Here is a 21756-nt window from a genome sequence, read left to right as displayed (position 1 = left end):
CTCCGCTAACGCTCTGGTCTCAGGGCGCGGTGACGAGGAGGTCGTCGAGGGTGGCCGCGGCCGTGTGCATGCGGAGGCCGACGCCTCCGGCGGTGAGCTCGGTGACCGGGTTCGTCCAGGTGAGGACCTGGGCGCCGTCGACGGAGCCGGTCACGGTGGAGCCGGAGACGGTGGCCTGGAGGGTGCGGAAGACGCCGGGGGAGAGCGGGACGGAGGCGCTGGCGACCAGCGTCAGGACGCCGCCGACCTTCTTGTACAGGTCGGCCTTGTCGGTGGAGTCGTTCAGGCGGAACAGGTAGAAGTTCGCGGCTCCGGTGTGACGGAGGACGAGACCGGCGTTGGCGCCGGCGTTGTCCAGCCGGATCCTGGCCCGCGCTGTGTAGTTCGTCCAGGAGGAGGAGCCGGTGGTGGAGAGGCTCTCGCCCGCCGCGGTCGAGCTCTGGGAGTAGGCGCCTGCGGACACCGTCCAGGTCCCGCCGGTGGTGGTCCAGCCCGCGGCGTCGCCGTCGGAGAAGTCGTCGGCCAGCAGGGTCGTGACGGGCGCAGCGGCCGACTCGTGCGCGCCCCGGTCGGGAGCGCCCTGGTAGAGGTTCGTGCCGAAGAAGTCCTGAGCGCCGGGGGAGGCCACCGCGATGCCGCTGTCGATGCCGGGGGAGCCCGCCAGCAGCTTGTAGGCACCGGCCGTCGAGAGCCCGGACGCCCCGCCGGGCGCGGCGAACTGCGGGCTGGAGACGATCTTGTAGGGGTCGTTGGGCTGCCCGGAGTTCGTGCCGGAGAAGATGTTGTGGTCGTAGGTGACGTTGCCGCTGAGGCTGTAGGCGCCGGTGCCCTGGTTGACGAAGATGTTGTTCGTGTAGGCCACCTGGCCCGTCGAGGTCCCCGTCATCTGCCCCCACTGCCCGGCCGAGCGGTAGAAGACGTTGTTGTGGACCTTCAGGTCGCCCGAGCCGCTGACCAGGTGGAACACCCCGACGCTCAGGTCCTTGTCGTTCTGGGAGATGTTGTAGCGGAACACGTTGTCGTCGGTCTGGTCCATGACGAGCAGCGTGCCGCCCTCGTTGTCCTGGCTGTAGTTGTACTGGTAGACGCTGCGGTAGACCATCTGGTCGAAGTCCCAGGGCTGGCCGTCGCCGTCGAGCTTGCGGGTGCGGAAGGCCTGGTTGAACTGGAAGACCGCGTCGGTCGTGGAGTACATCCACTGGGCGGCGACGACCGCGATGTTCTCGAGGTAGGGCAGCGTCGAGGTCGTCGACTCGCCGATCAGGTCGGTGGTATTGCGCTCCACCAGCGGGGCGAGGCCCGACCGGACGAGGATGCCGTCGCGGTGGATCCGGGTGACGGTGTTGCCGCGGATCACCAGGTTCGTGAAGGCGTCGTAGTCGTGGGCCCACGAGGTGTTGAGCAGGGCGTCGGTCATGGTCTGGATGCCGGTGTCGGCGACGTTGTCGACGGTGTTGCCCTCGATCAGGACGTCGTTCCAGGTGCTCTCGGGCTGGGTCGCCGTCCCGCGGGCGTGGAAGTTGATCCCGCCGGTGCGCCGGTCGGTGCCGAACACGTCGTGGACGTCGTTGCCGGTGATGTGGATGTGGGTGAACGCGCCCGCGCCGGTGCCCTCGCCGACGACGAGGATGCCGTTGCGCCTCCGGTCGGTCGGCTGCTCGCCGCTGGTGATCTCGAGGCCGCCGACCTCCCAGTACGAGACGTTCTTCAGCCGCACGCCGAAGCCCTCACCGCCGACCGCGGTGTCGGCGAAGTCGATGAGCGGCTTGGCCCCGGTGCCGTAGCGGCCGAGCACGATCGGGGCACCGGCGGAGCCCGAGCCGTGCAGATCCAGGTACTGCCCGCTCCAGACGCCGCCGGACTTGAGCAGGACGCGGTCGCCGGGGCCGAAGGTCTGGGAGCTGACCTTGCTCAGGGTCTGCCAGGGCGCCCCGGTGGACGTCCCGGACGCGCCGTCGGAACCGGCCGCCGCGTCGACGTAGTAGGTGGTCCCGGCCGCGTGAGCGGGCGTGGGCAGAAGCAGCGTCGCGACGAGCGCCAGAACCGCTGAGGCGGGGTGGAGCCTCATGCTGATACCTCTGATTCGTATTAGTAATACGTGACCTGCGGAAACATCCGATCCCCCGATTCGTACCGGGAAGATAATCCGAGATCTTTTGGGGCGTCAAGGGCTGATTTCCGGCGGTTTTCAAGATTCTTTCGCTGAGGTGTTGACAGCACCATGTCCGAGTTGCGACGGTTCTGGCCAATACGAATCAGCCAGCGGACCTCAACAGGCCGTTGCCCCTCAACTGATACGAATCAGGAGATCCGATGGACGGACAGCGGCGCAGGGCCCGCCAGGCGGACGTGGCCAAGCTCGCCGGGGTCTCCCAGGCGACGGTCTCCGCGGTCATCAACGGCCGGGGCCCGGAGACCGGGATCCCCGAGCAGACCGTCCTGCGGGTCCAGGAGGCGGTGCGCCAGCTCGGGTACGTCGCCAACCCCGCCGCCAGGAGCCTGCGCGGCAAGCGCAACCGGCTGCTGGGCGTCCACACCTTCGAATCGATCTTCCCGATCGACCAGCTCGACTTCTACCACGCCTTCCTGGTCGGGATCGAGCAGCAGGCCATCGCCGACGGCTACGACCTGGTGCTCTTCGCCTCCACCGAGGACCCCGACGGCCGCCGCCGGATCTACCGCGACGGCGTCAACCGGCTCGCCCTCGCCGACGGCAGCGTCCTGCTGGGCGTCGAGGACGGTTCCACCGAACTGGCCAAGCTGGCCGCCGAGGGATACCCCTTCGTCCACATAGGGCGCAGGACGGTCCCCGGCTCCGAGATCGCCTGGGTCGGCGCGGACTACGCCAACGCGACCCGGGACATCGTCGCCCGGCTCGCGGGCCTCGGTCACCGGCGGATCGCCTACGTGACCGGTCCCGACCGGATGGAGGTCTTCCTCGACAAGGAGGCGGGCTACCGGTCGGGCTGCGCCGACGCGGGGCTGCCCGAGCTGATGTACGTCACCTCCCAGCTCGACCCGGCCTGGGTGGACGCCGCCCACGCGGGGGGCGTCACGGCGGTGCTGGCCGAGAACGACGTCCTGGGCCGGCAGCTCGTCGCGGCCCTGGCCGAACGGGGCATGTCCGCACCGGCCGACATGTCGCTGGTCGTTCTGGTCACGATGACGGAGGACGGCTGGAGCAGCCTGCGCATCCCGCGCGACGAGATGGGCAGGGGCGCGGTGAAGATGCTCACCCAGATCCTCGGCGGCGACCCGGCCCTCGGCGAGCACCAGCGGCTCCTGCCGTGCGGGCTCCCCGCCGACGACATGATCGGCCCTCCCAGGGGCTGATCTCTCACACCTGAACATCCCCAGCTCCCGGCGGTACAGCGCCGGGAGCCGACCTCCCACACCCCGAAACAGGAGCAAGGCATGACCATCAACAGACGAGGCTTCCTCGCCACCGCCGTCGGCGCGGGCGTCCTGATCGCTGCGACGGCCTGCGGCACCGGCGGCGGCGAGGGCGGCGGCTCGTCGGAGGCCCTGACCGTGTGGTTCCCCGGCAACTCCGCCCCGGAGATCGAGCTCGTCACCAAGAAGCTGGTGCCGGAGTTCGAGACCGCCAACGGCGCGAAGGTCCAGGTGACCTTCGTCGACTGGGCCCAGATGTCGCCCAAGCTCAACGCCGGGTTCGCCGGCAACAGCGCCCCCGACGTGTTCGGCCACGGCCCGGCCGCCGCCGCGGGCTTCGCCGCCGCCCAGCGGATCGAGCCCCTCGACGCCCGGATCGCCGCCCTGTCCGCCGACGACAAGGCCGACCTCGCCCCCTACCTGTCGGGCGGCCAGGTCGGCGGCAAGCAGTACCTGATCCCGCTGGTCGGCAACGGTGTGCTCGTCGCCTACCGCAAGGACCTCCTGGAGAAGGCCGGGGTCGCCGAGCCCGGCACCTGGACGGAGGCGGCGGACGCGGCGAAGCGGCTGACCGTCCGCGACGGCGGGACCGTCAAGCAGGCGGGCCTGATGCTCCAGTCGGCCAAGATCCAGCGGGTGCAGAGCTTCCAGGGCCTGCTCGGCTCCGAAGGCGGCACCCTGCTGTCGGCCGACGGCAAGACGGCCACCTGGAACTCGGCCGAGGGCGTCAAGGCGCTGGAGTACTTCGCCGGGCTCTACAGCGGCGACGGCAGGGTCAGCGACCAGCTCGGCCTCGACTTCGCCAACCAGCCCGCCGCCCAGAACCCGCTGGCGACCGGCAAGGCGGCGATGGTCACCGCGACCACCGGCCAGGTCCTCCAGATGGTGAAGGCGGTGCCCGGCCTCGCGGACAAGATCGGCGTCCTGTCGCCGCTGAAGGCCGCCGACGCCAAGACCTTCGGCGGCGCGACCACCGGTCTGTTCGTCAACGCCGACTCGGCGAAGAAGGACCTGGCCTGGAAGTTCGTCGAGTTCATGGTCTCCAAGGGCGTCAACGAGCGGTACGCCGAGACCGTCGGCGGGCTGGGCGTGCGCGCCTCGGCCGCCCAGGGCTCCTACGTGACCGGGCAGCCGCTGCTGAAGCCGTTCATCGACGCGGCCCCCGCCTATGTCGGCAGCCCGAACGTCCCGGCCTGGGTGCAGGTCCGCGACGTGCTCGACAAGCACCTGGAGCAGGCGCTCGCCGGAAAGGTCAGCGCGAAGAAGGCCCTCGACGACGCCGCGGCCGAGGCCGGACCGCTGCTCGCGGCGCAGTGATGGCGGTTCTCACCAAGGCTCCGCGCAGTAAGGACGGGTCCGCGGCTCCGCCGCGGGCCCGGGCCCTGGGGAAGGGCCCGACGGGCCGCCGCCGGCTGGTCGGGCTGGCCTTCACGGCCCCCGTCCTGGCCTACCTCGCGATCTTCCAGCTCTTCCCCGTGCTCTACGGGTTCTACCTGAGCTTCACCAGCTACAGCCCCCTCGACCGGGGCGCGCCCCGGCCGGTCGGCGTCGCCAACTACACGGCGCTGCTGCACTCGGCGGACTTCCTGAAGTCCCTGCGGGTGACGGCCCAGTTCGTCGGCGAGGTGCTGCCGTTCGCCGTCGGCATCGCGCTCGGGCTGGCGCTGCTGGCCAACCGGAGGATCCCCGGCATCGGGCTGTTCCGGGCCGGGCTGTTCCTGCCGCGGATCGTCCCGCTGACGGCCGTCAGCCTGGTGTGGCTGTGGATGTACTCCCCGGACGGCTGGTTCAACGATCTCGCCGGCTCCCTCGGCGTCGACCCGCGCGACTGGCTCCTCGACGAGGGCACCGCGTTGCACTCGGTCGCCGTGATGCGCGTGTGGAAGGCGCTGGGCGGCAACATGGTGCTGTTCCTCGCCGGACTCCAGGCGATCCCGGCGACGCTGTACGAGGCCGCCAAGATGGACGGCGCGGGCCGCTGGGCGCAGTTCCGGCACGTGACGCTGCCCGGCCTGCGACCGGTCATGGTCTACGTGATCACGATCAACATCGTCTACCTGTCGCAGTCGTTCGCCGAGATCTTCATCCTGACCGGCGGCGGGCCGCTCGCCTCGACGACGACCACCAACTACCTGATCTACCAGGAGGCGTTCCAGAACAACCGGTTCGGCTCCGCCAGCGCCATGGCCTTCGTGCTGTTCGCGGCGATCTTCGCTTTCGCGTTCGTCACGATGCGCGGGAACGGACGGAAGTGATGAAGAGATCCGGATCCATCATCGCGCTGGTCACGGCCACGCTGCTGGTGCTCGTCCCGTTCTGGTGGATGGTGTCGATCGCGTTCAAGCCCGAGGCGGAGGTGTTCTCCGCCGAGCCGCGGCTCCTGCCGCAGAACCCGGTCCTCGACAACTTCTCGACAGCCCTGGACGCGGGCAACCTCGGCCGGGCCATGACGAACTCGCTGATCGTCGCCCTGCTCGTGGTGGCCGCCAACTGCGTGTTCGCGCTGCTCGCCGGGTACGCCTTCGCCAAGCTGCCCTACCGCGGCAGCAACGCGATCTTCATGACGATCGTCGCGACCACGATGGTCCCGGTCGCGGTGACCCTCATCCCGCTGTTCCTCATCGCCAAGGGCATCCCGCTCGCCGGCGGCAACGACATCACGGGGCAGGGCGGCTCCGGGCTGCTCGACTCGCTCGGCGGGCTGACCCTGCCGCACCTGATCGGGCCGCTCAACGTCTTCCTCGCCCGCCAGTACTTCCTCGGTCTCCCCGACGAGCTCGGCGAGGCCGCCAGGGTCGACGGCGCGAGCGAGTTCCGGCTGTTCTGGAAGATCTATCTGCCGCTGGCCCGGCCGCTGGTCGCGACCGTCGCGGTGTTCGCCTTCACCGCCGTCTGGGACGACTTCCTCTGGCCGCTCGTCGTGACGAGCTCCCCCGAGACGCAGACCGTCCAGCTGGCGCTCAGCAAGTTCCTGACCGGCGGGAACGTCGCCTACGGGCCCGCCATGGCCGGATCGGTGCTCGTGCTGCTGCCGGTCCTCGCCGTCTTCGTCTTCAACCAACGCAGTTTCGTCGCCGGTCTGTCCGAAGGCGGCGTGAAGGGATGATCATGCAGGAGACCCACGCGCCGGTGCTCGTCGTCGGCGGAGGCCTGGGCGGTGTCGCCGCGGCGCTGACCGCCGCGCGGCTGGGCCGGCGGGTCGTGCTCACCGAGGAGACCGACTGGCTCGGCGGCCAGCTGACCAGCCAGGCCGTCCCGCCGGACGAGAACCCGTGGATCGAGTCCCGGTACGCCTCGCCGAGCTATCGCCGGCTGCGCCAGGGCGTCCGCGAGTACTACCGCCGCAACTACCCGCTGCGCGCCGACGTCGCGGCGCAGCGCCTGCTCAACCCGGGCCAGGGCGTGGTCAGCGGGCTCTGCCACGAGCCCCGGGCGGCGCTGTCGGTCATCGAGGGGATGCTGGCCCCCTACCGCACCGCCGGGCTCCTCACCGTCCTGCTGCGGCACACGCCGGTGGCGGCGGAGGTGACCGGCGACCGGGTCGACGCCGTGACCTTCGCCCGTCCCGACGGGTCGGAGGTGGTCGTCACCGCCGACTACGTCGTGGACGCCACCGAGCTCGGCGACCTGCTCCCGCTCGCCGGGGTCGAGCACGTCGTGGGCGCCGAGGGCGTCGCCGAGACCGGGGAGCTCCATGCCGCCCCGGTGGCCGACCCGCTCGACCAGCAGGCCGTCAGCTGGTGCTTCCCGCTGGAGTACCGGCCGGGCGAGGACCACACGATCGACCGTCCGGCGGGGTACGCCCACTGGAGCACATGGAAGGCGCCGTTCTGGCCGGGGCCGCAGCTGTCCTGGACGGACGTCGAGCCGATCGACCTGTCCGTGCGCTCCAGGGGACTGTTCCACGACGGCGGGCACGTGCCGGGGAAGCACGACCTGTGGCACTACCGCCGGATCGTGGCCGCGGCGCAGTACGAGCCCGGCACCATCGCCCACGACGTCACGCTGGTCAACTGGCCGCAGATCGACTACTGGGACCTGCCGCTGATCGGTCCCGGGGCGGACCGCGAGGCCGCGCTGGCCGGGGCCCGCGACCTGTCGCTGTCGTTCCTGTACTGGATGCAGACCGAGGCCGGATATCCGGGGCTGCGGCTGCGTCCCGACCTCGTCGGCACGGAGGACGGCCTGGCCAAGGCGGTGTACGTCCGGGAGTCTCGGCGGATCAAGGCTGAGTTCACCGTGCTGGAGCAGCACGTCGGGGTCGAGGCGCGCGGCGCCCTCGGCGGGTCGGAGGTGTTCGGCGACGCGGTCGGCCTCGGCTCGTACCGGATCGATCTGCACCCCAGCACGTCCGGCCGCACCTACGTGGACGTCGACTGCTACCCCTTCCAGATCCCGCTCGGGGCCCTGCTGCCCCAGCGGGTCGACAACCTGCTGCCCGCCAACAAGAACATCGGCACCACCCACGTCACCAACGGCTGCTACCGCCTGCACCCGGTGGAGTGGAGCATCGGCGAGGCCGTCGGCGCGCTGGCCGCCCAGGCCCTCGCCACCGGCCTGCCGCCCCGCAAGATCCGCGCGGACGCCGCACGGCTCGCCGACTTCCAGCGGACGCTCACCACGACCCTCGGGCTGACCCTCGCCTGGTCGCAGGAGATCCGCAGCACCCCGTGCGGCCGTCAGCCGGCCGTCCCTCAGCTCGTGGAGGACTGACCGTGACCACCGACGATTTCCCCTCCTTCCCCGCCGGGTTCGTCTGGGGCGCGGCCTCGGCCGCCTACCAGATCGAGGGCGCCGTCCACGAGGACGGGCGCGGGCCGTCGATCTGGGACACCTTCTCCCGGACGGCCGGCAGGGTGGCCTCCGGCCACACCGGGGACGTCGCCTGCGACCACTACCACCGGTACGCGGACGACGTCGCGCTCATGCAGTCCCTCGGGCTGGCCGCCTACCGGTTCTCGGTGGCCTGGCCCCGGATCCAGCCGGACGGCTCGGGCCCGGCCGATCCGCGAGGCCTCGACTTCTACGACCGGCTCGTGGACTCCCTGCTCGCCGCGGGCATCGACCCCTACGTCACGCTCTACCACTGGGACCTGCCCCAGGCGCTGGAGGACCGCGGCGGCTGGACGTCGCGGGACACCGCCCACCGGTTCGCCGCCTACGCCGAGGCCGTCCACGCCCGGCTCGGTGACCGCGTCCGCACCTGGACGACGCTCAACGAACCCTGGGTGTCGGCCTTCCTCGGCCACGGCAGCGGGATCCACGCCCCGGGCCGGACCGATCCCGCGGACGCCTTCCGGGCCGCCCACCATCTGCTCCTGGCGCACGGGCTCGGCGCACGGGCGCTGCGCGAGGCGGGCGCCCGCGAGCTGGCCCTGACCCTCAACCTGTCGCCCGCGTTCGGCGATTCCGCGGCGGCCGAGCGGATCGACCTGCTGCTCAACCGGCAGTTCCTCGACCCGGCGCTGCGCGGGGAGATGCCCGAGGACCTGCTGAAGATCATCGACCGGCACGCGGGCCTCGGCCATCTGCGCGACGGCGACCTCGAGCTGATCCACCAGCCGGTCGACCTGCTCGGGATCAACTACTACTGCCCGCAGTACGTCCAGGACGTGCCGGGCGCGCCCGCCGATCCCGCCTGGCCGGGCGCCGAGGACGTCGGGTTCGTCCATCCGGGCGGTCCCAGCACCGCCATGGGCTGGCCGATCGCGGCGGCGGGACTGACGGTCCTGCTGAACCGGCTGGCCCGCGAGTATCCCGAGGTCGGCCTGCTGATCACCGAGAACGGCGCGGCGTTCGACGACGGCGAGCCGTCGGGCGGACGGGTCGCCGATCCCGACCGGGTCGCCTATCTCGACGCTCATCTCAGGGCCGCCCATGAGGCGCTGGCGGCGGGCGCGGACCTGCGCGGCTACCTCGTCTGGTCGATCCTGGACAACTTCGAGTGGGCGGAGGGCTACCACAAGCGCTTCGGCATCGTCCATGTCGACTACGCGACCCAGCGGCGCACCCCCAAGGACAGCGCGCTCTGGTACCGCGACGTCATCGCCGCCGAAGCGGCGCGGCTCCGGGGCTGAGACTTCCGCCCCCGGAATGCTTCAGGAGCACACGCAGGGCACGCCGGGCCTCGCCCGGACGAAGGACGGCCGGGAGCTCTTCTACACCGAGCCTCCCGGACCAGGGGACGGCCGGAGCACGCCGACCGTCGTGCTCGTCGCCCCCAGCGGCGGCGGGCCGATCGTCAGGAAGGCCGCGGCCGAGCGTCCGGGACGCGTCGCCGGGCTGGTCCTCGCCGAGGCCACCGGCGCCCACCGCTCCCGCGCCGCCCTCTCCCGCCGAGGCCGCCACATCATCGCCGACGGCTCGGGCCACATGGTCATCCTCACCGCCCCGGACCTGGTCGCCCGGGAGGTCCGGCACCTCCTCACCCCCTGAGGGCACCGGGGGCTATGACGGGATCGCGGGGGCGGATAGCGTGGCGCGCAGGGACCCCCGGATCCGGCTGAGGCGGGCTATGACCAAGTTGTGGATCGATGACGGCGGGGAAGGGTCTTTCGCCGTCGTCAGCCTCACCGGGGAGTTGTGGCACGAGACGGTCGGGGCGGCCGAGGCGCATCTGATGGAGCGGGTGGCGGGCGGCGGAGCGGTTCGGCTCGTGCTCGATCTGGAGAGGCTCAGCTTCCTGGACTCGGCCGGGGTCAGCATGATCGCCAAGACGGTGCGGGCCGTGCGGGGCGTCGGCGGGACGTTGCTGCTCGTCGTGCCGGACGGTACCCAGCCGCGGCGCGTTCTGGCGATCACCGGGATGGACCATCAGGTGCGGGTGCTGGACGCGCTCGGGAAGGCCGTCGCCGAAGAGCGTCCGGGCTGAGCCCGTCCGGTGGGTCGGCCGCGGGCGGGGGTCCGGGGTCCGTATCATTCGGGCGGTGAACGGTTATGACGAGCTTGATCTCTTCGAGCACCTTGACGCGGCGGGGCTGCCCGAGCGGCAGCAGCGGATTCTGATCGTGATCCGGGAGTGGGCCGTCCGGTACGGGTACGCGCCGAGCGTCAGGCAGATCGGGGACGCCGTGGGGCTGCGGTCGTCGTCGGCGGTGTCGAGGCATCTGGCGAGCCTGGAGGAGAAGGGCTTCCTGCGGCGCGGGGCCGCGGTGGCCAGGCCCATCGACGTGCGGGCGTTCCTGCCGGGGGCGAGGGAGGCGGAGCCCGCCGGGGACTCGGTGGCCGTTCCGGTGGTCGGGGACATCGCCGCCGGTGTCCCGATCCTGGCCGAGGAGCACGGCGACGAGCTGCTGCGGCTGCCCCGCGGGTTCACCGGCCGCGGGACGGTGTTCGCGTTGCGGGTGCGCGGCGACTCGATGGTCGATGCGGCCATCTGCGACGGTGACATGGTCGTCGTGCGCCAGCAGCAGGAGGCCCATTCGGGGCAGATCGTGGCCGCGATGATCGACGGCGAGGCCACGGTCAAGGTCTACCGGCGGCGCGGCGGGCATGTCCTGCTCGAGCCGCGCAACCCGGCTTATGAGGTCATCGACGGCGACAAGGCCGAGGTGCTGGGCGTCGTGGTCTCGGTGCTGCGCAACGTCTGAGGGCGGACGGTGGCTCAGGGGGCGTTGGTGGTGATGGCGAGGCCGCCGTAGGGGCCGCCGCCCCAGAAGACCGCATGAGGAGAACCGGGGATCGCGGTCACCTTCCCGTAGGCGCCCTGGAGGGGAAGGGCCTCCCAGGCGGTGCCGGTGTGGCGGGACGGCGGGTTGAGGGCGTAGAAGGCTCCGCCGGAGGTGGCGGTGACGGTGTGGGGATAGGCCGCGGCGTGCCCGGTGAACAGGGTCCAGCCCGTGCCGGTCCACCGGAACTGGCGGCGCTCCCCGGCGGCGGAGACCGTGAGCAGCGGGCCGCCCGCGTCGGCGAGGCTCCGGGTCGCGCCGGCGGAGTAGCCGTCCGGCAGCGGGACGCTCTCCCAGGCGGTGCCGTTCCATCGGTGCAGGTCGGTGGAGGTGCGGGCGGACGCCCACAGGCCGCCGTCGGAGGTCGCGAGCTTGCCGGCGTCGCCGGGCGGTTCGGGGATGCCGGTCCAGGACGTCCCGTCGTAGAAGGAGACCTGGAGGTTGTTCAGGGCGTACACGCCCGTCGCGGTGGGGTAGGGCCAGCCTCCGTGGCCGCGGTGCTCGGTCCACTGGCCGCCCCGCATGCTCCAGACGCCCGCGTTTCCCGCGGTCCACAGGACGCCTCCGGCGGCGACCATCGAGTTGTTGGGCAGGACGTCCGGGGGAGGGGTGACCCGGGTCCAGGACGTGCCGTCCCAGTGCGAGAGGTAGTGGTTCAGGGAGTTCCCGCCGAGGAAACCCGCCGCCCACACGTCGTCGGGACCGACGGCCTCGATGTTGGTGATCTGTCCCTCGCCGGGCATCTCCGGCGGGCTGAAGTTCGTCCAGGCCGTGCCGTTCCAGTGCTGCAGGATCGGTTTCGCCGGGACGTTGACGATGGTGATCGGGGGACGGAGCAGGTCGCCCGGGATGGTGATGACCTTCTTGCCCTGGCCGCCGCCCGCCCAGAGGTCGTGCGGCCCGGCCGCCTCCACGTCGTTCAGGAAGCTGTCGCTCCAGGTCCAGTTCAGTGACGCGACGCGCCAGGTCTCCTCCGCGTGGGCCGGTGCGGGCGCGGCGAGGAGGGCCGCGGAGGCGAGGGCGACGACCGCAAAAATGCGCATGCGGGAACGGTCGCATCGCGGCGCACGGTGAATCTTGTCGCGTCGCGCACGACTTGACCGCCCGCCGCGTTGCCGGTCTGGACAGATCCTTTTTTGTGTAGATCGGACGGACACTAATTCTTCATTTTTCTCGTAGGAAATATCGGCTACCCTCGGGAGGGTTCCTCGAAGGCGCAGCTCAGGAGGCTCGGTGCGAACGGTGGCGATGATCGGTGGCGGTGCGAGCGGGAGCCTGGCCGCCGTCCACCTCCTGCGGCGGGCCGCGGGGCCGCTGCGCGTGGTGCTGATCGACAGGGACGGGCGGCACGGGCTCGGGCAGGCCTATGCGACCTCGGACCCCGCCCACCTCCTGAACGCCGGCGCGGTGAAGATGAGCGCCTTCGACGACGATCCTGGTGATCTTCTGAGATGGGCGCGCGCCGAGGGGATGGACGTCGCGGACGGTGACTATCTGCCGAGGGCCGTCTACGGGCGGTACCTGCGGTCGGTCCTCGGGCGGTACCGGGACCGGATCACCGAGCTGACGGGGAACGTCGTCTCCCTCACGCCGCCCGCCGGCGGCCGTCCGGCCCGGCTGGTCCTGGAGGACGGGAGCCGCGTCGCGGCGGACGCCGTCGTCGTGGCCACGGGCAACCGCACGGCGGCCGCCCGGACCTCGGGGACGAACCCCCGCTACGTCGCCGATCCCTGGTCTCCGGGAGCGCTGGAACCGATCCGCGACGGGGCTCCCGTGCTGGTCGTCGGCACGGGGCTCACCATGGTCGACGTGGCCGTGACCGTCACGCGGGCGCATCCCGGCACGGTCGTCCACGCGGTGTCACGGCACGGGCTGCTGCCGCGGCCGCATCGATGTACCCCCGCGCCGCCCGCCGAGGTGGCGCTTCCGGCCGGTGAGGTGCGCCTCGACCGGATCTTCCGGGCGGTCATGGCCGCCGTCCGGGCGAACGGCGGCGACTGGCACGCGGTCGTCGACGGGCTGCGTCCCCGCGTCCCGGGGCTGTGGGAGGCGTTCTCCGCCGACGACAAGCGGCGCTTCCTGGCCTCGCTGGCCCGCTACTGGGAGATCCACCGGCACCGTATCCCGCCGGTGACCGCGGACCGGGTCGACCGGCTCCGCGCCACCGGACGCCTGGGCGTGCTGCGCGGCTCCGTGACCTCGGCGGCGGCCGACGCCGGAGGCGTGACCGTCCGGCTCGACGGCTCCGGCGGGCCCCGCGAGCTGCGCGTCGGCTGGCTGGTCAACGCCACGGGACCCACCCGCGACCTGACCGCCGACCCCCTTCTGAACGATCTCTTCGCCTCGGGCGCCGCCCGCCGCGACCCGCTGGACCTGGGCCTCGAGGCCGACGCCTGCGGCTCGCTCCTGGACCTCCGCGGCCGCCCTCAGCCCCGCCTGTTCACCCTCGGCCCCACCCTGCGCGGCCAGCGCTACGAGACGACGGCCGTCCCGGAGATCAGGGCGCAGGCCGCGGCCCTGGCCACCGCCCTCCTCGCTTCCCTGGAGGACGAGCCCGCCCTCACCCCGCCGGAGGACCACCGGGCGGCGGCCCGCTGACCGGGCCGCCGGGCTCCCGGTGTCAGGAGGCCGCCAGCCAGCGCTCGTAGGTGATCTCGCCGAGGGTCGCGCCGTCGTCCGGGACGAGGGTGTCGTCGGTCAGCTCGGCGCCGAAGTAGTGGGCGTGCGGGTCGGTGACCACCTCGCGCGGGTCGTTCCAGGCCTTGAGGGCGGTGCGGAAGAAGCCGTCCATCGACGACTCCTCCGGGCCGGCGATCTCGAGTGGTCCGTTCAGCGGCTCGCCGACGGAGACCCGGCCGACGATCCTCGCGACCTCCTCGCCCGCGATGGGCCGGAAGCGCACCGGCGCCATGTGCACCTTGCCGTCCACGGTGGCGCCGTCGGCGATGCGGTGGGCGAACTCGAAGAACTGGGTCGCGTGGACGATCGAGAACGGGATCGGGGAGGCCTTGATCAGCCGCTCCTGGGCGACCTTGGCCCGGAAGTAGCCGATGTCGGGCCTGCGCTCGGTGCCCACCACCGACAGCGCGACGTGGTGCTTCACCCCGGCGGCCTCCTCCGCGGCCAGCAGGTTGCGGGTGGAGGTCTCGAAGAACTCGAGCACCGCGGCGTCCTCGAAGGACGGGGAGTTGGACACGTCGATCACCACGGAGGCGCCGGTCATGACCTCGGCCAGGCCCTTCCCCGTGAGCGTGTCGACCCCGGTGTTCGGCGAGGCCGCGACGGCCTCGTGCCCGTGCTCGCCGAGCTTGGTCACGAGCTTCGAGCCGATCAGGCCGGTACCGCCGATGACAACGATCTTCATGACAGGCCTCTCTGTCCGCCGGGACGTCTTCGCCGCCCGGTCAGCAGCTAAGACCGGGCGGCCGCTCCGTCTGTGACCGGTCCGGCGAAAGTTCTCCGGGTGCCGGATCGGGGGCCGGACCACAGGCGTTTTCCCGGTTCCGGGAGGGGAAGGGAGGCCGGGACCTGGAGGTGACCTGCTGTGACGAATCGGCCGACGACCATGGAGTCCGTGCTGGGAGCCATGATCGAGAAGGCGGGCGGTCCGCTGCCGGGGCAGATCGGCGCGGCGTGCGCCGACGTGCTCGGCGCCGACCGGGCGAGCATCACCGTGGTCCTCGACGAGGTGCGTCACACGGTGTGCGTCACCGATCCGGTCGCGGGACACCTGGACGAGCTCCAGTTCACCGTCGGTGAGGGGCCCTGGCTGGAGGCCTACGCGACCGGATCGGTGGTCGTCGCCGCTGATCTGAGCGGGGAGGAGGCGCGGTGGCCGATGCTCGTGTCGGGGCTCAGGGAGTTCACGGAGCGCACCGGCGAGCGGGTCGGGGGGAGCATGGGCGTTCCGCTGAGGGTCAGGGGGGAGTCCCCGGACGAGTTCAGGCTCGGGGCCCTGAACCTGCTCTTCCCCGGCCGGATCAGCGTGGACCGCGTCTTCGCCGAGCGGGCCCGGGCCACGGCGGACGCCGCCGCGCTGGCCGTCCTGGGCGTCATGCCGGACGGCCGCGACCTCGGGCCCGACTGGTGGACCTTCGGCGCCGACCTGCGCCGCTCCGTCCACCTGGCCACCGGGCTGATCGCGGAGAGGCTCGGCCTGGCTCTCGAGGACGCCCTCCTGCGCCTGCGGACCTCGGCCTTCGTCCACGGGCAGACCTCGAGCGAACGCGCCGAGGAGATCCTCGCCACCCGGGACGTCACGGAGGAGGATCTCTGACGGCAACGCGCACCGTCCGGCTGGACTAGGATCCTGATCGCTACCGTTCTTCCGCCCTGGACCCCGCGGACTGCCACGACGGTGAACTCCGTCGACCATCCGAACTTCTGGGAGCCACGAGTGCACATCGACGCGGATGCGCTGCACGCCAGCCTTCTCGCTCTGCGGTCGGAGACGGAGTCGCCGGGCCTGGCCGGATATCTGCAACGCGTCGTCGGGGCCATCGAACAATTGTTCGTATGTGATGGTGCCGGCCTGATGATAGAGGACCCGGAGAACGTCCTCCGGTACGTCGCGGCCTCCGGTGAACCGGGCCGCACCCTGGAGCTGGCCCAGCTCGAGGCGGGTCAGGGTCCCTGCATCGACGCCTTCCTGCACAACGCCCCCGTACGGACCCCCGACCTGCCCGTGGACGAGCGGTGGCCCGCGGTGCGCGACCACCTGCACCCCGACGTGCGGGCCGTGCTGGGCGTGCCGATCAGGCTCGCGGGCGGACCGGTCGGCTCCCTGAACGTCTACCGGAGTGAGCCCGGCCCCTGGGACGACGCGGCCGTCGACGCCCTGTGCGGTTACGCCGAGGTCGTCGAGCAGGTCATCGGCGTCGCCGTGACCGCGGTCGAGCACAGCACCATCGTCGAGCAGCTCCAGTACGCCCTGAAGCACCGGGTCATGACCGAACGGGCCATCGGCCTGCTGATGGGCAGGCACGGCCTCGACACCTCCACCGCCTTCGAGCTTCTGCGCAGGCAGGCCAGGGACCGGCGCGAGCGGGTGGTCACCATCGCCGCCGAGCTGCTCGGCGAGCCCAGGCCGGCCGAGGACGCCAAACCGCGATGAACACCGCAGCCAAGCCCCTGGACATCCTGCTCGTCGAGGACGACCCGGGAGACGAGCTCCTGACCCGCGAGGCGCTGGCCGAGCAGCCCGTCGCCCATCGCCTGCACGTGGCCAGGGACGGAGCGGAGGCCATCGACTTCCTCTACCACTTCGGCGACCACGAGGACGCGCCCCGTCCCGATCTGATCCTCCTGGATCTGAACCTGCCGAAGTTCTCCGGCCACCAGATCCTGCACCAGATCAAGGCGGATCCCGCGCTCGCGCCGATCCCGGTCGTGATCCTCAGCACCTCCAGCGCCCAGGAAGACGTCCGCGAGGCCTACGGGAGGCGCGCGAACGCCTACGTGACCAAGCCCGTGGACCTCGACCACTACACCGAGGCGATCCGGCAGATCGACGGCTTCTTCACCGGGCTCGCCCAGCCCGTTCCCCGCCAGGGAAGCTGAGGAGGGCGGCCGCCGCCATGGCCGCGATCGCGGCCACGGCCAGCACGTACGACCAGGACGCGGTGCCGGTCCAGTCCATCGAGTCCCGGTAGCGCACCGAGGCGAGCAGGTCGAGGAGGGCCGTGACGCCGATCGCGGCGAAACCCGGGCGCAGGCGTGCCCGGTCGCCGTCGACCAGGCCCTGGACGAGCGCCCAGCCGAGCCCGAGCAGCCAGGCGGCGGTCGCGCGACCGGTCAGCGGGGTCAGCGTCCATGGCCACGGCGTGCCGGAGGGCTCCGCGAACAGCGCGACGCCGAACCCGGTCATCAGCGCGGCGAGCACGCCCATGACCAGCTTGAGCGGGACGGGAAGAGGTTCGTCCGGCGCGGGGTCGGCGCCCGGACGCCGCTGCTGCCGGAGGAACAGGGCGACGAGGGCGGGCGGGACCACGACGTAGACCACCAGCCAGAGCCAGGCGATCGCCCGCGGAAGGACCTCGGGGGAGTCCAGGTGGAACTTCTCCAGGTGCATCAGGGTCGCGACGAGCATCGCCCCGCTGAACACCGCCGGGGGCAGCACCGAGATCCGGGCACGGGCCCACACCCGGTCGTGCAGCGCGCCCGCGAACAGGACGAGCGCGCCCGCGTAGGCGGCGCCGAGGAAGCCCGCGGTCCGCGCCGGGAGGATCGTCCAGGAGAAGATCTGGTCGGTGTGGCCGCCCACGACGTAGAGGGCGAGGAACGCCAGGAACGCCAGGAACGCCAGCCCGCTGAACACCGCGAACACCCCGGTGAGCCCCGGGCCGATCCGCCGATACCGTTCCATGCTTCCCTCCAGGATCATCTGGAGGGAAGCATGGATCACGGTCGCCCGGCAACCAGGGTGATCGAACCGTGCCGGAGATCGGCTCAGCCGAAGCCGAGGACGCCCGTGGCCGCGTCGCGGGCGCACGTCAGGATCGTGCGGGTCGCGGCGGTCGCGGCGCCGGTGAGGCACTGGCCGAGGACGGCCTGGCCGGCCGCGTTCGGGTGCCACGACTCCTGGCACGTCTGGTAGTAGGTCACACAGGTGTCGGCGGCGCGCTGGATGCCGATCTTGTCGTAGCCGGACAGGCTCGCCACGAAGGTCCCGGTGGCGCCGTCCTGAACGCGGATCGGGGTCGCGAACGTCCCGGCGGGGCTGCCGGTCTTCTCGCAGAGACGGGCACCGTCGAACGCCTTCTGGACGTCGAGGAGGACGAGGTCGGCGGCGGGGCGCTCGGTCCTGAGCGTCGTGTAGGCCGACTTCACCAGGTCGCCGAGGTTCGCGGAGAAGACGTGCCCGGGAGCCAGGCTCGCGCGGTGGATCGGGCAGCCCGCCGCGTAGCGCTCGGCGCCGAGGGCGCGGAACTTGTCGCGGGTGTCGGACCGGTCGTCCTCCTCGTGGTACTCGGGCGCGAGGTCGAGCGGCAGCGGGTTGGTGTAGTTCTGCAGGACGACGCGGTGCGTGCCGTCGGCGTCGACCTCGTCGAGGACGTCGAGGAGCCGCCGCAGGGCCGAGGTCGTCTCGGTGGCCGCGGAGGCCACCTCGGCGTCGGTCGCGAGGTCGGAGGCGGTGCAGGGCTCCTGCGGGACGTCGCCGTTGAGATAGGCCCAGAACTCCCACCAGCCCGTCCAGGCGTCGGCGATGAAGCGGTTCGCGCACAGGACCGCGACGTCCCCGAAGGTGAAGGAGCTGTTGTTCGAGCCGAGCCCGACGAGGACGACGTCGATGTCGTGGGTCTGCGCGACGGCCCTGATCTGGTCGATCTGCGACTTCACGTCGCGGCCCTTCTCGCGCGCCGCCGACGGGCTCGCGATGTCGGCGGGACGGCCGCCGGAGCAGGCCAGGTTGAACCGGTCCCGCACCCCCGGCAGCGACGCCTTGAACAGCGAGGCGTTCGCCGACCGGTGGCAGAAGTAGGCGTTGGAGTTCGCCGCCGACCAGCCGGGGAACCCCTGCGCCGTCCCGTTCGCGTCGGGGACGGCCTGGTAGTCACCGGCCCCCTCACCGCTGATGAAGCTGTCACCGACGGCCACCGCCGCCGTCGGCAGGACGGCGGACACCGTTCCCGGTACCGCCACCGCGGCCCCCACCAGAGCCGCCACCAGGCCCACCAGCGCGGCGGTTCGCCTCGACAGACGCATCCCATCTCCCTACTTAACCGACCGGAAATGTGAATCACTTACGCGTTGGATCTCAACACGGCCGGTCCCGAACGTCAAGATCGAGCCATACGGGGAGCGACGCCAGGAGCGACCGGGACGCCGGTGACGGGGACCGGTCGGCGGGCGGCGCAGGGAGGGCGCCGCCCGCCGGACGGACGGGCTACTCGGAGGAGAAGGCGGCGTCGAACGAGGCGGTGGGCGGGGTGATGGCGTTCATCCGGCGGATGTAGGCCAGGGCCTCGGGGGCGCCGTCGAGACGGTCCATGCCGGCGTCCTCCCACTCGATGGAGATGGGGCCGGTGTAGCCGATGCTGTTGAGGGCGCGGAAGCAGTCCTCCCAGGGGACGTCGCCGTGGCCGGTGGAGACGAAGTCCCAGCCGCGGCGGGGGTCGGCCCAGGCCAGATGCGAGGACAGGCGTCCCCTGCGGCCGTCGCCCACACGCACCTTGGCGTCCTTGCAGTCGACGTGGTAGATCCGGTCGGCGAAGTCGAGGATGAACCCGGCCGGGTCGAGATCCTGCCAGACCATGTGGGAGGGGTCCCAGTTCAGGCCGAAGGCGGGGCGGCGGCCGATGGCCTCCAGGGCGCGGACGGTGGTGTGATGGTCGTAGGCGATCTCACTGGGATGCACCTCGTGGGCGAAGCGGACCCCCTCGGCGTCGAAGACGTCCAGGATCGGGTTCCACCGGTCCGCGAAGTCCTGGTATCCGGCGTCGATCATCGACTGGGGCGCGGGCGGGAACATCGCGACGGTCTTCCAGATCGAGGAGCCGGTGAACCCGATGACGGTGTCGACCCCGAGCAGCGCGGCCGCCCGGGCGGTGTTCTTGACCTCCTCGGCCGCCGCACGGCGCACCGCTTCGGGCTCCCCGCCGCCCCAGACGTGAGCGGGGAGGATGCCGTGGTGACGCTCGTCGATGGGGTCGTCGCAGACGGCCTGCCCGACGAGGTGGGTGGAGATCGCCCACACCTTCAGCCCGTGCTCGGCGAGGGTCTCCTTCTTGCGGGCGACGTAGCCGGGTTCGGCGAGGGCGCGGCCGACGTCGAAGTGGTCGCCCCAGCAGGCGATCTCCAGGCCGTCGTAGCCCCAGCCCGAGGCCAGCGCGCAGACCTCCTCGAACGGCAGGTCGGCCCACTGGCCGGTGAACAGGGTGACGGGACGGGTCATGTCTCCTCCACAGCGGTGAAGCGGCTCTCGTCGGCCGCGCTCTTCTCGATGGCGGCGAGCACCCGCTGGACGCCCAGCCCGTCGGCGAACGAGGGCGCGGGATCGGCGCCCTCGGCGACGGCGACCAGGAAGTCGCGGATCTCGTGGGTGAAGGCGTGCTCGTAACCGAGGCCGTGGCCCGGCGGCCACCATGCCCCGGCGTAGGGATGGTCGGCCTCGGTCACGAGGATCCTGCGGAACCCCGCCTCGCCGGCCGGGAGCGCGTGGTCGTGGAACCACAGCTCGTTCATGGCCTCGAAGTCGAACGACAGGCTGCCGAGCGAGCCGTTGACCTCGATTCGCATGGCGTTCTTGCGTCCGGAGGCGAACCGGGTCGCCTCGAACGTGCCGAGCGCGCCCCCGGCGAAACGGCCCAGGAACAGCGCCGCGTCGTCGACCGTCACCGGGCCCTTCACCGTGGACGACGATCCGGCGGACAGCCCCGCGGAGGAGTCGGCCAGGGGACGCTCCCGGACGAACGTCTCGGTCAGCCCCGACACCCCGGTGAGCGGTTCTCCGAGGACGAACTGGGCGGTGTCGATGATGTGCGCGCCGATGTCGCCGAGCGAACCGGAGCCCGCCCGCTCCTTCTGCAGCCGCCAGACCAGCGGGAACTCCGGATCGACGATCCAGTCCTGGAGGTACTGCGCCCGCACGTGCCGGACCCGGCCCAGCCGGCCCTGCTCGACGAAGCGCCTGGCCAAGGCCACGGCGGGAACCCGCCGGTAGTTGAAGGCGACCATCGACCGGACCCCCGCGGCGGCGGCCTTCACCGCCGCCGCGGTCATCGCCTCGGCCTCGGCCACCGTGGTGGCCAGGGGCTTCTCGCAGATGACGTGCTTGCCCGCCTCCAGCGCCGCGACGGCGATCTCGGCATGGGAGTCGCCCGGCGTGCAGATGTCGACGATCTGGACGTCGTCGCGCTCCAGCAGCCGCCGCCAGCCGGTCTCGGCCGACGCCCAGCCGAGGGAGGAGGCGGCGGCCGCCGTCCGGTCCGGATCCCGGCCGGCGAGCGCGGCCATGACCGGGCGGGCCGGCAGGTCGAAGAAGGCGGCCGCGTTGCGCCACGCCTGCGAGTGCGCCCGGCCCATGAAGGAGGAGCCGACGAGGCCCACCCCGATGGTCTCCGTCACGATTCGAACCCCAGGGGCAGGTACTTGCCGGCGTTGTCCTTGGTGATCGTTTCCGAGGCCAGGGTGATCGATTGGGGGACCTGCTGTTCGACCAGGTCGGTCATGCCCTTGCCCTGGGCGATGAGGCGGGCGAGTTTGATCGCGGAGGAGGCCATCGAGGGGGAGTAGGTGACGGTGGCCTTGAGCACGGAGTTGTCGGCTTTGATGTCGCGCATGGCGTTGGCGGATCCGGCGCCGCCGACCATGAAGAATTCGCTGCGTCCGGCTTCCTTGATGGCGGCCAGGACGCCGATGCCCTGGTCGTCGTCGTGGTTCCAGATGGCGTCGATCTTCTTGTGGGCCTGGAGGAGGTTGGAGGCGACCTTGGTGCCGGATTCGACGGTGAAGGCGGCGTCCTGTTTGGCGGTCACGGAGTATCCGTAGGTCTTGAGGGCGTCGGCGAAGCCCTTGCTGCGGTCCTGGGTGAGGGGGAGGGTCGCGATGCCCTGGATCTCCAGGATGACGGGGTTGGTGGCGCCCTTGTCCTTGAGCTGCTTGCCGATGTAGGTGCCGGCCGCGACGCCCATGCCGTAGTTGTCGCCGCCGATCCAGGTGCGGTAGGAGAGTTTGTCGGGGAAGACGCGGTCGAGGT

General features: G+C 71.6%; 21 protein-coding genes. 13 read left to right on the top strand and 8 right to left on the bottom strand.

The window, feature by feature from the left end; all coding sequences use genetic code 11:
- Nucleotides 1–19: 19 nt before the first annotated feature.
- On the bottom strand, nucleotides 20–2068 hold the full coding sequence (locus ABD785_RS13450) for a 3-keto-alpha-glucoside-1,2-lyase-like domain-containing protein (RefSeq protein ID WP_344827183.1): 2049 nt from the start codon (nucleotides 2066–2068) through the stop codon (nucleotides 20–22).
- Between the two features lie 245 nt (nucleotides 2069–2313).
- On the opposite strand from ABD785_RS13450, the gene ABD785_RS13445 reads away from it, so the two are divergent.
- The 9 genes from ABD785_RS13445 to lexA all read left to right on the top strand — a co-directional run bounded on the left by ABD785_RS13445 (nucleotide 2314) and on the right by lexA (nucleotide 10982).
- Nucleotides 2314–3333, top strand: a complete 1020-nt coding sequence (locus ABD785_RS13445; RefSeq protein ID WP_344827178.1) for a LacI family DNA-binding transcriptional regulator — start codon at nucleotides 2314–2316, stop codon at nucleotides 3331–3333.
- A gap of 81 nt (nucleotides 3334–3414) precedes the next feature.
- Entirely contained in the window at nucleotides 3415–4710 is a 1296-nt protein-coding gene (locus tag ABD785_RS13440; protein WP_344827175.1) for an extracellular solute-binding protein, read from the top strand.
- On the top strand, nucleotides 4710–5648 hold the full coding sequence (locus ABD785_RS13435; RefSeq protein WP_344827172.1) for a carbohydrate ABC transporter permease: 939 nt from the start codon (nucleotides 4710–4712) through the stop codon (nucleotides 5646–5648). The genes ABD785_RS13440 and ABD785_RS13435 overlap by 1 nt, the downstream gene beginning before the upstream one ends.
- Complete coding sequence (locus ABD785_RS13430) at nucleotides 5648–6499, top strand: carbohydrate ABC transporter permease (protein WP_344827168.1); 852 nt, start codon at nucleotides 5648–5650, stop codon at nucleotides 6497–6499. The genes ABD785_RS13435 and ABD785_RS13430 overlap by 1 nt, the downstream gene beginning before the upstream one ends.
- A gap of 2 nt (nucleotides 6500–6501) precedes the next feature.
- Nucleotides 6502–8106 carry an FAD-dependent oxidoreductase gene (locus ABD785_RS13425; protein ID WP_344827165.1) on the top strand — a complete coding sequence of 535 codons (1605 nt, stop codon included), beginning with the start codon at nucleotides 6502–6504 and terminating at the stop codon, nucleotides 8104–8106.
- Nucleotides 8107–8108: 2 nt separating this feature from the next.
- The gene (locus tag ABD785_RS13420) at nucleotides 8109–9470 is read left to right on the top strand and encodes a GH1 family beta-glucosidase (RefSeq protein ID WP_344827162.1); all 1362 of its coding nucleotides are present in this window, start codon (nucleotides 8109–8111) and stop codon (nucleotides 9468–9470) included.
- A gap of 16 nt (nucleotides 9471–9486) precedes the next feature.
- Nucleotides 9487–9828, top strand: coding sequence for an alpha/beta fold hydrolase (locus ABD785_RS13415; RefSeq protein WP_344827159.1), 342 nt, complete (start codon nucleotides 9487–9489; stop codon nucleotides 9826–9828).
- A gap of 79 nt (nucleotides 9829–9907) precedes the next feature.
- Nucleotides 9908–10264, top strand: coding sequence for an STAS domain-containing protein (locus ABD785_RS13410; protein ID WP_344827156.1), 357 nt, complete (start codon nucleotides 9908–9910; stop codon nucleotides 10262–10264).
- 55 nt (nucleotides 10265–10319) lie between these two features.
- Nucleotides 10320–10982 (top strand): transcriptional repressor LexA, encoded by a 663-nt coding sequence (gene lexA, locus ABD785_RS13405; RefSeq protein ID WP_344827152.1) that lies wholly within the window; start codon nucleotides 10320–10322, stop codon nucleotides 10980–10982.
- A gap of 14 nt (nucleotides 10983–10996) precedes the next feature.
- Here the strand turns inward: lexA and ABD785_RS13400 are convergent, their stop codons facing one another.
- Nucleotides 10997–12103, bottom strand: coding sequence for a beta propeller repeat protein (locus ABD785_RS13400; RefSeq protein WP_344827149.1), 1107 nt, complete (start codon nucleotides 12101–12103; stop codon nucleotides 10997–10999).
- 190 nt (nucleotides 12104–12293) lie between these two features.
- On the opposite strand from ABD785_RS13400, the gene ABD785_RS13395 reads away from it, so the two are divergent.
- On the top strand, nucleotides 12294–13658 hold the full coding sequence (locus ABD785_RS13395; RefSeq protein ID WP_344827146.1) for an FAD/NAD(P)-binding protein: 1365 nt from the start codon (nucleotides 12294–12296) through the stop codon (nucleotides 13656–13658).
- Nucleotides 13659–13680: 22 nt separating this feature from the next.
- Here ABD785_RS13395 and ABD785_RS13390 read toward each other — a convergent pair whose 3' ends face one another.
- Nucleotides 13681–14424, bottom strand: a complete 744-nt coding sequence (locus ABD785_RS13390; RefSeq protein WP_344827143.1) for an SDR family oxidoreductase — start codon at nucleotides 14422–14424, stop codon at nucleotides 13681–13683.
- 180 nt (nucleotides 14425–14604) lie between these two features.
- On the opposite strand from ABD785_RS13390, the gene ABD785_RS13385 reads away from it, so the two are divergent.
- From ABD785_RS13385 to ABD785_RS13375, 3 genes are all read left to right on the top strand, one after another.
- A complete protein-coding gene (locus tag ABD785_RS13385; RefSeq protein WP_344827140.1) occupies nucleotides 14605–15336 on the top strand; it encodes a GAF and ANTAR domain-containing protein in 732 nt (243 codons plus the stop codon).
- Nucleotides 15337–15456: 120 nt separating this feature from the next.
- Nucleotides 15457–16173: a GAF and ANTAR domain-containing protein gene (locus ABD785_RS13380; RefSeq protein ID WP_344827137.1), complete on the top strand. Its 717-nt coding sequence runs from the start codon at nucleotides 15457–15459 to the stop codon at nucleotides 16171–16173.
- A complete protein-coding gene (locus ABD785_RS13375) occupies nucleotides 16170–16619 on the top strand; it encodes a response regulator (RefSeq protein ID WP_344827135.1) in 450 nt (149 codons plus the stop codon). Before ABD785_RS13380 ends, ABD785_RS13375 begins: the two co-directional genes overlap by 4 nt.
- On the opposite strand, the gene ABD785_RS13370 is transcribed toward ABD785_RS13375, so the two are convergent.
- From ABD785_RS13370 to ABD785_RS13350, 5 genes are all read right to left on the bottom strand, one after another.
- On the bottom strand, nucleotides 16579–17424 hold the full coding sequence (locus ABD785_RS13370; protein ID WP_344827133.1) for a hypothetical protein: 846 nt from the start codon (nucleotides 17422–17424) through the stop codon (nucleotides 16579–16581). The genes ABD785_RS13375 and ABD785_RS13370 overlap by 41 nt on opposite strands.
- Nucleotides 17425–17507: 83 nt before the next feature.
- Nucleotides 17508–18764, bottom strand: a complete 1257-nt coding sequence (locus ABD785_RS13365; protein ID WP_344827130.1) for an SGNH/GDSL hydrolase family protein — start codon at nucleotides 18762–18764, stop codon at nucleotides 17508–17510.
- A 181-nt stretch (nucleotides 18765–18945) separates the two neighbouring features.
- Entirely contained in the window at nucleotides 18946–19953 is a 1008-nt protein-coding gene (locus tag ABD785_RS13360; protein WP_344827127.1) for a sugar phosphate isomerase/epimerase family protein, read from the bottom strand.
- Complete coding sequence (locus ABD785_RS13355) at nucleotides 19950–21125, bottom strand: Gfo/Idh/MocA family protein (protein WP_344827123.1); 1176 nt, start codon at nucleotides 21123–21125, stop codon at nucleotides 19950–19952. The genes ABD785_RS13360 and ABD785_RS13355 overlap by 4 nt, the downstream gene beginning before the upstream one ends.
- A partial coding sequence (locus tag ABD785_RS13350) for a substrate-binding domain-containing protein (protein WP_344827118.1) occupies nucleotides 21122–21756 on the bottom strand: 635 nt, incomplete at its 5' end. The genes ABD785_RS13355 and ABD785_RS13350, both read right to left, overlap by 4 nt.

The organism is Actinocorallia longicatena, from assembly GCF_039534125.1.
GTDB classification, from domain to species: Bacteria; Actinomycetota; Actinomycetes; order Streptosporangiales; family Streptosporangiaceae; genus Actinocorallia; species Actinocorallia longicatena.
The sequence above is the reverse complement of the archived record's forward strand: the minus strand, read 5'-3'. Positions and strand labels throughout refer to the sequence as shown.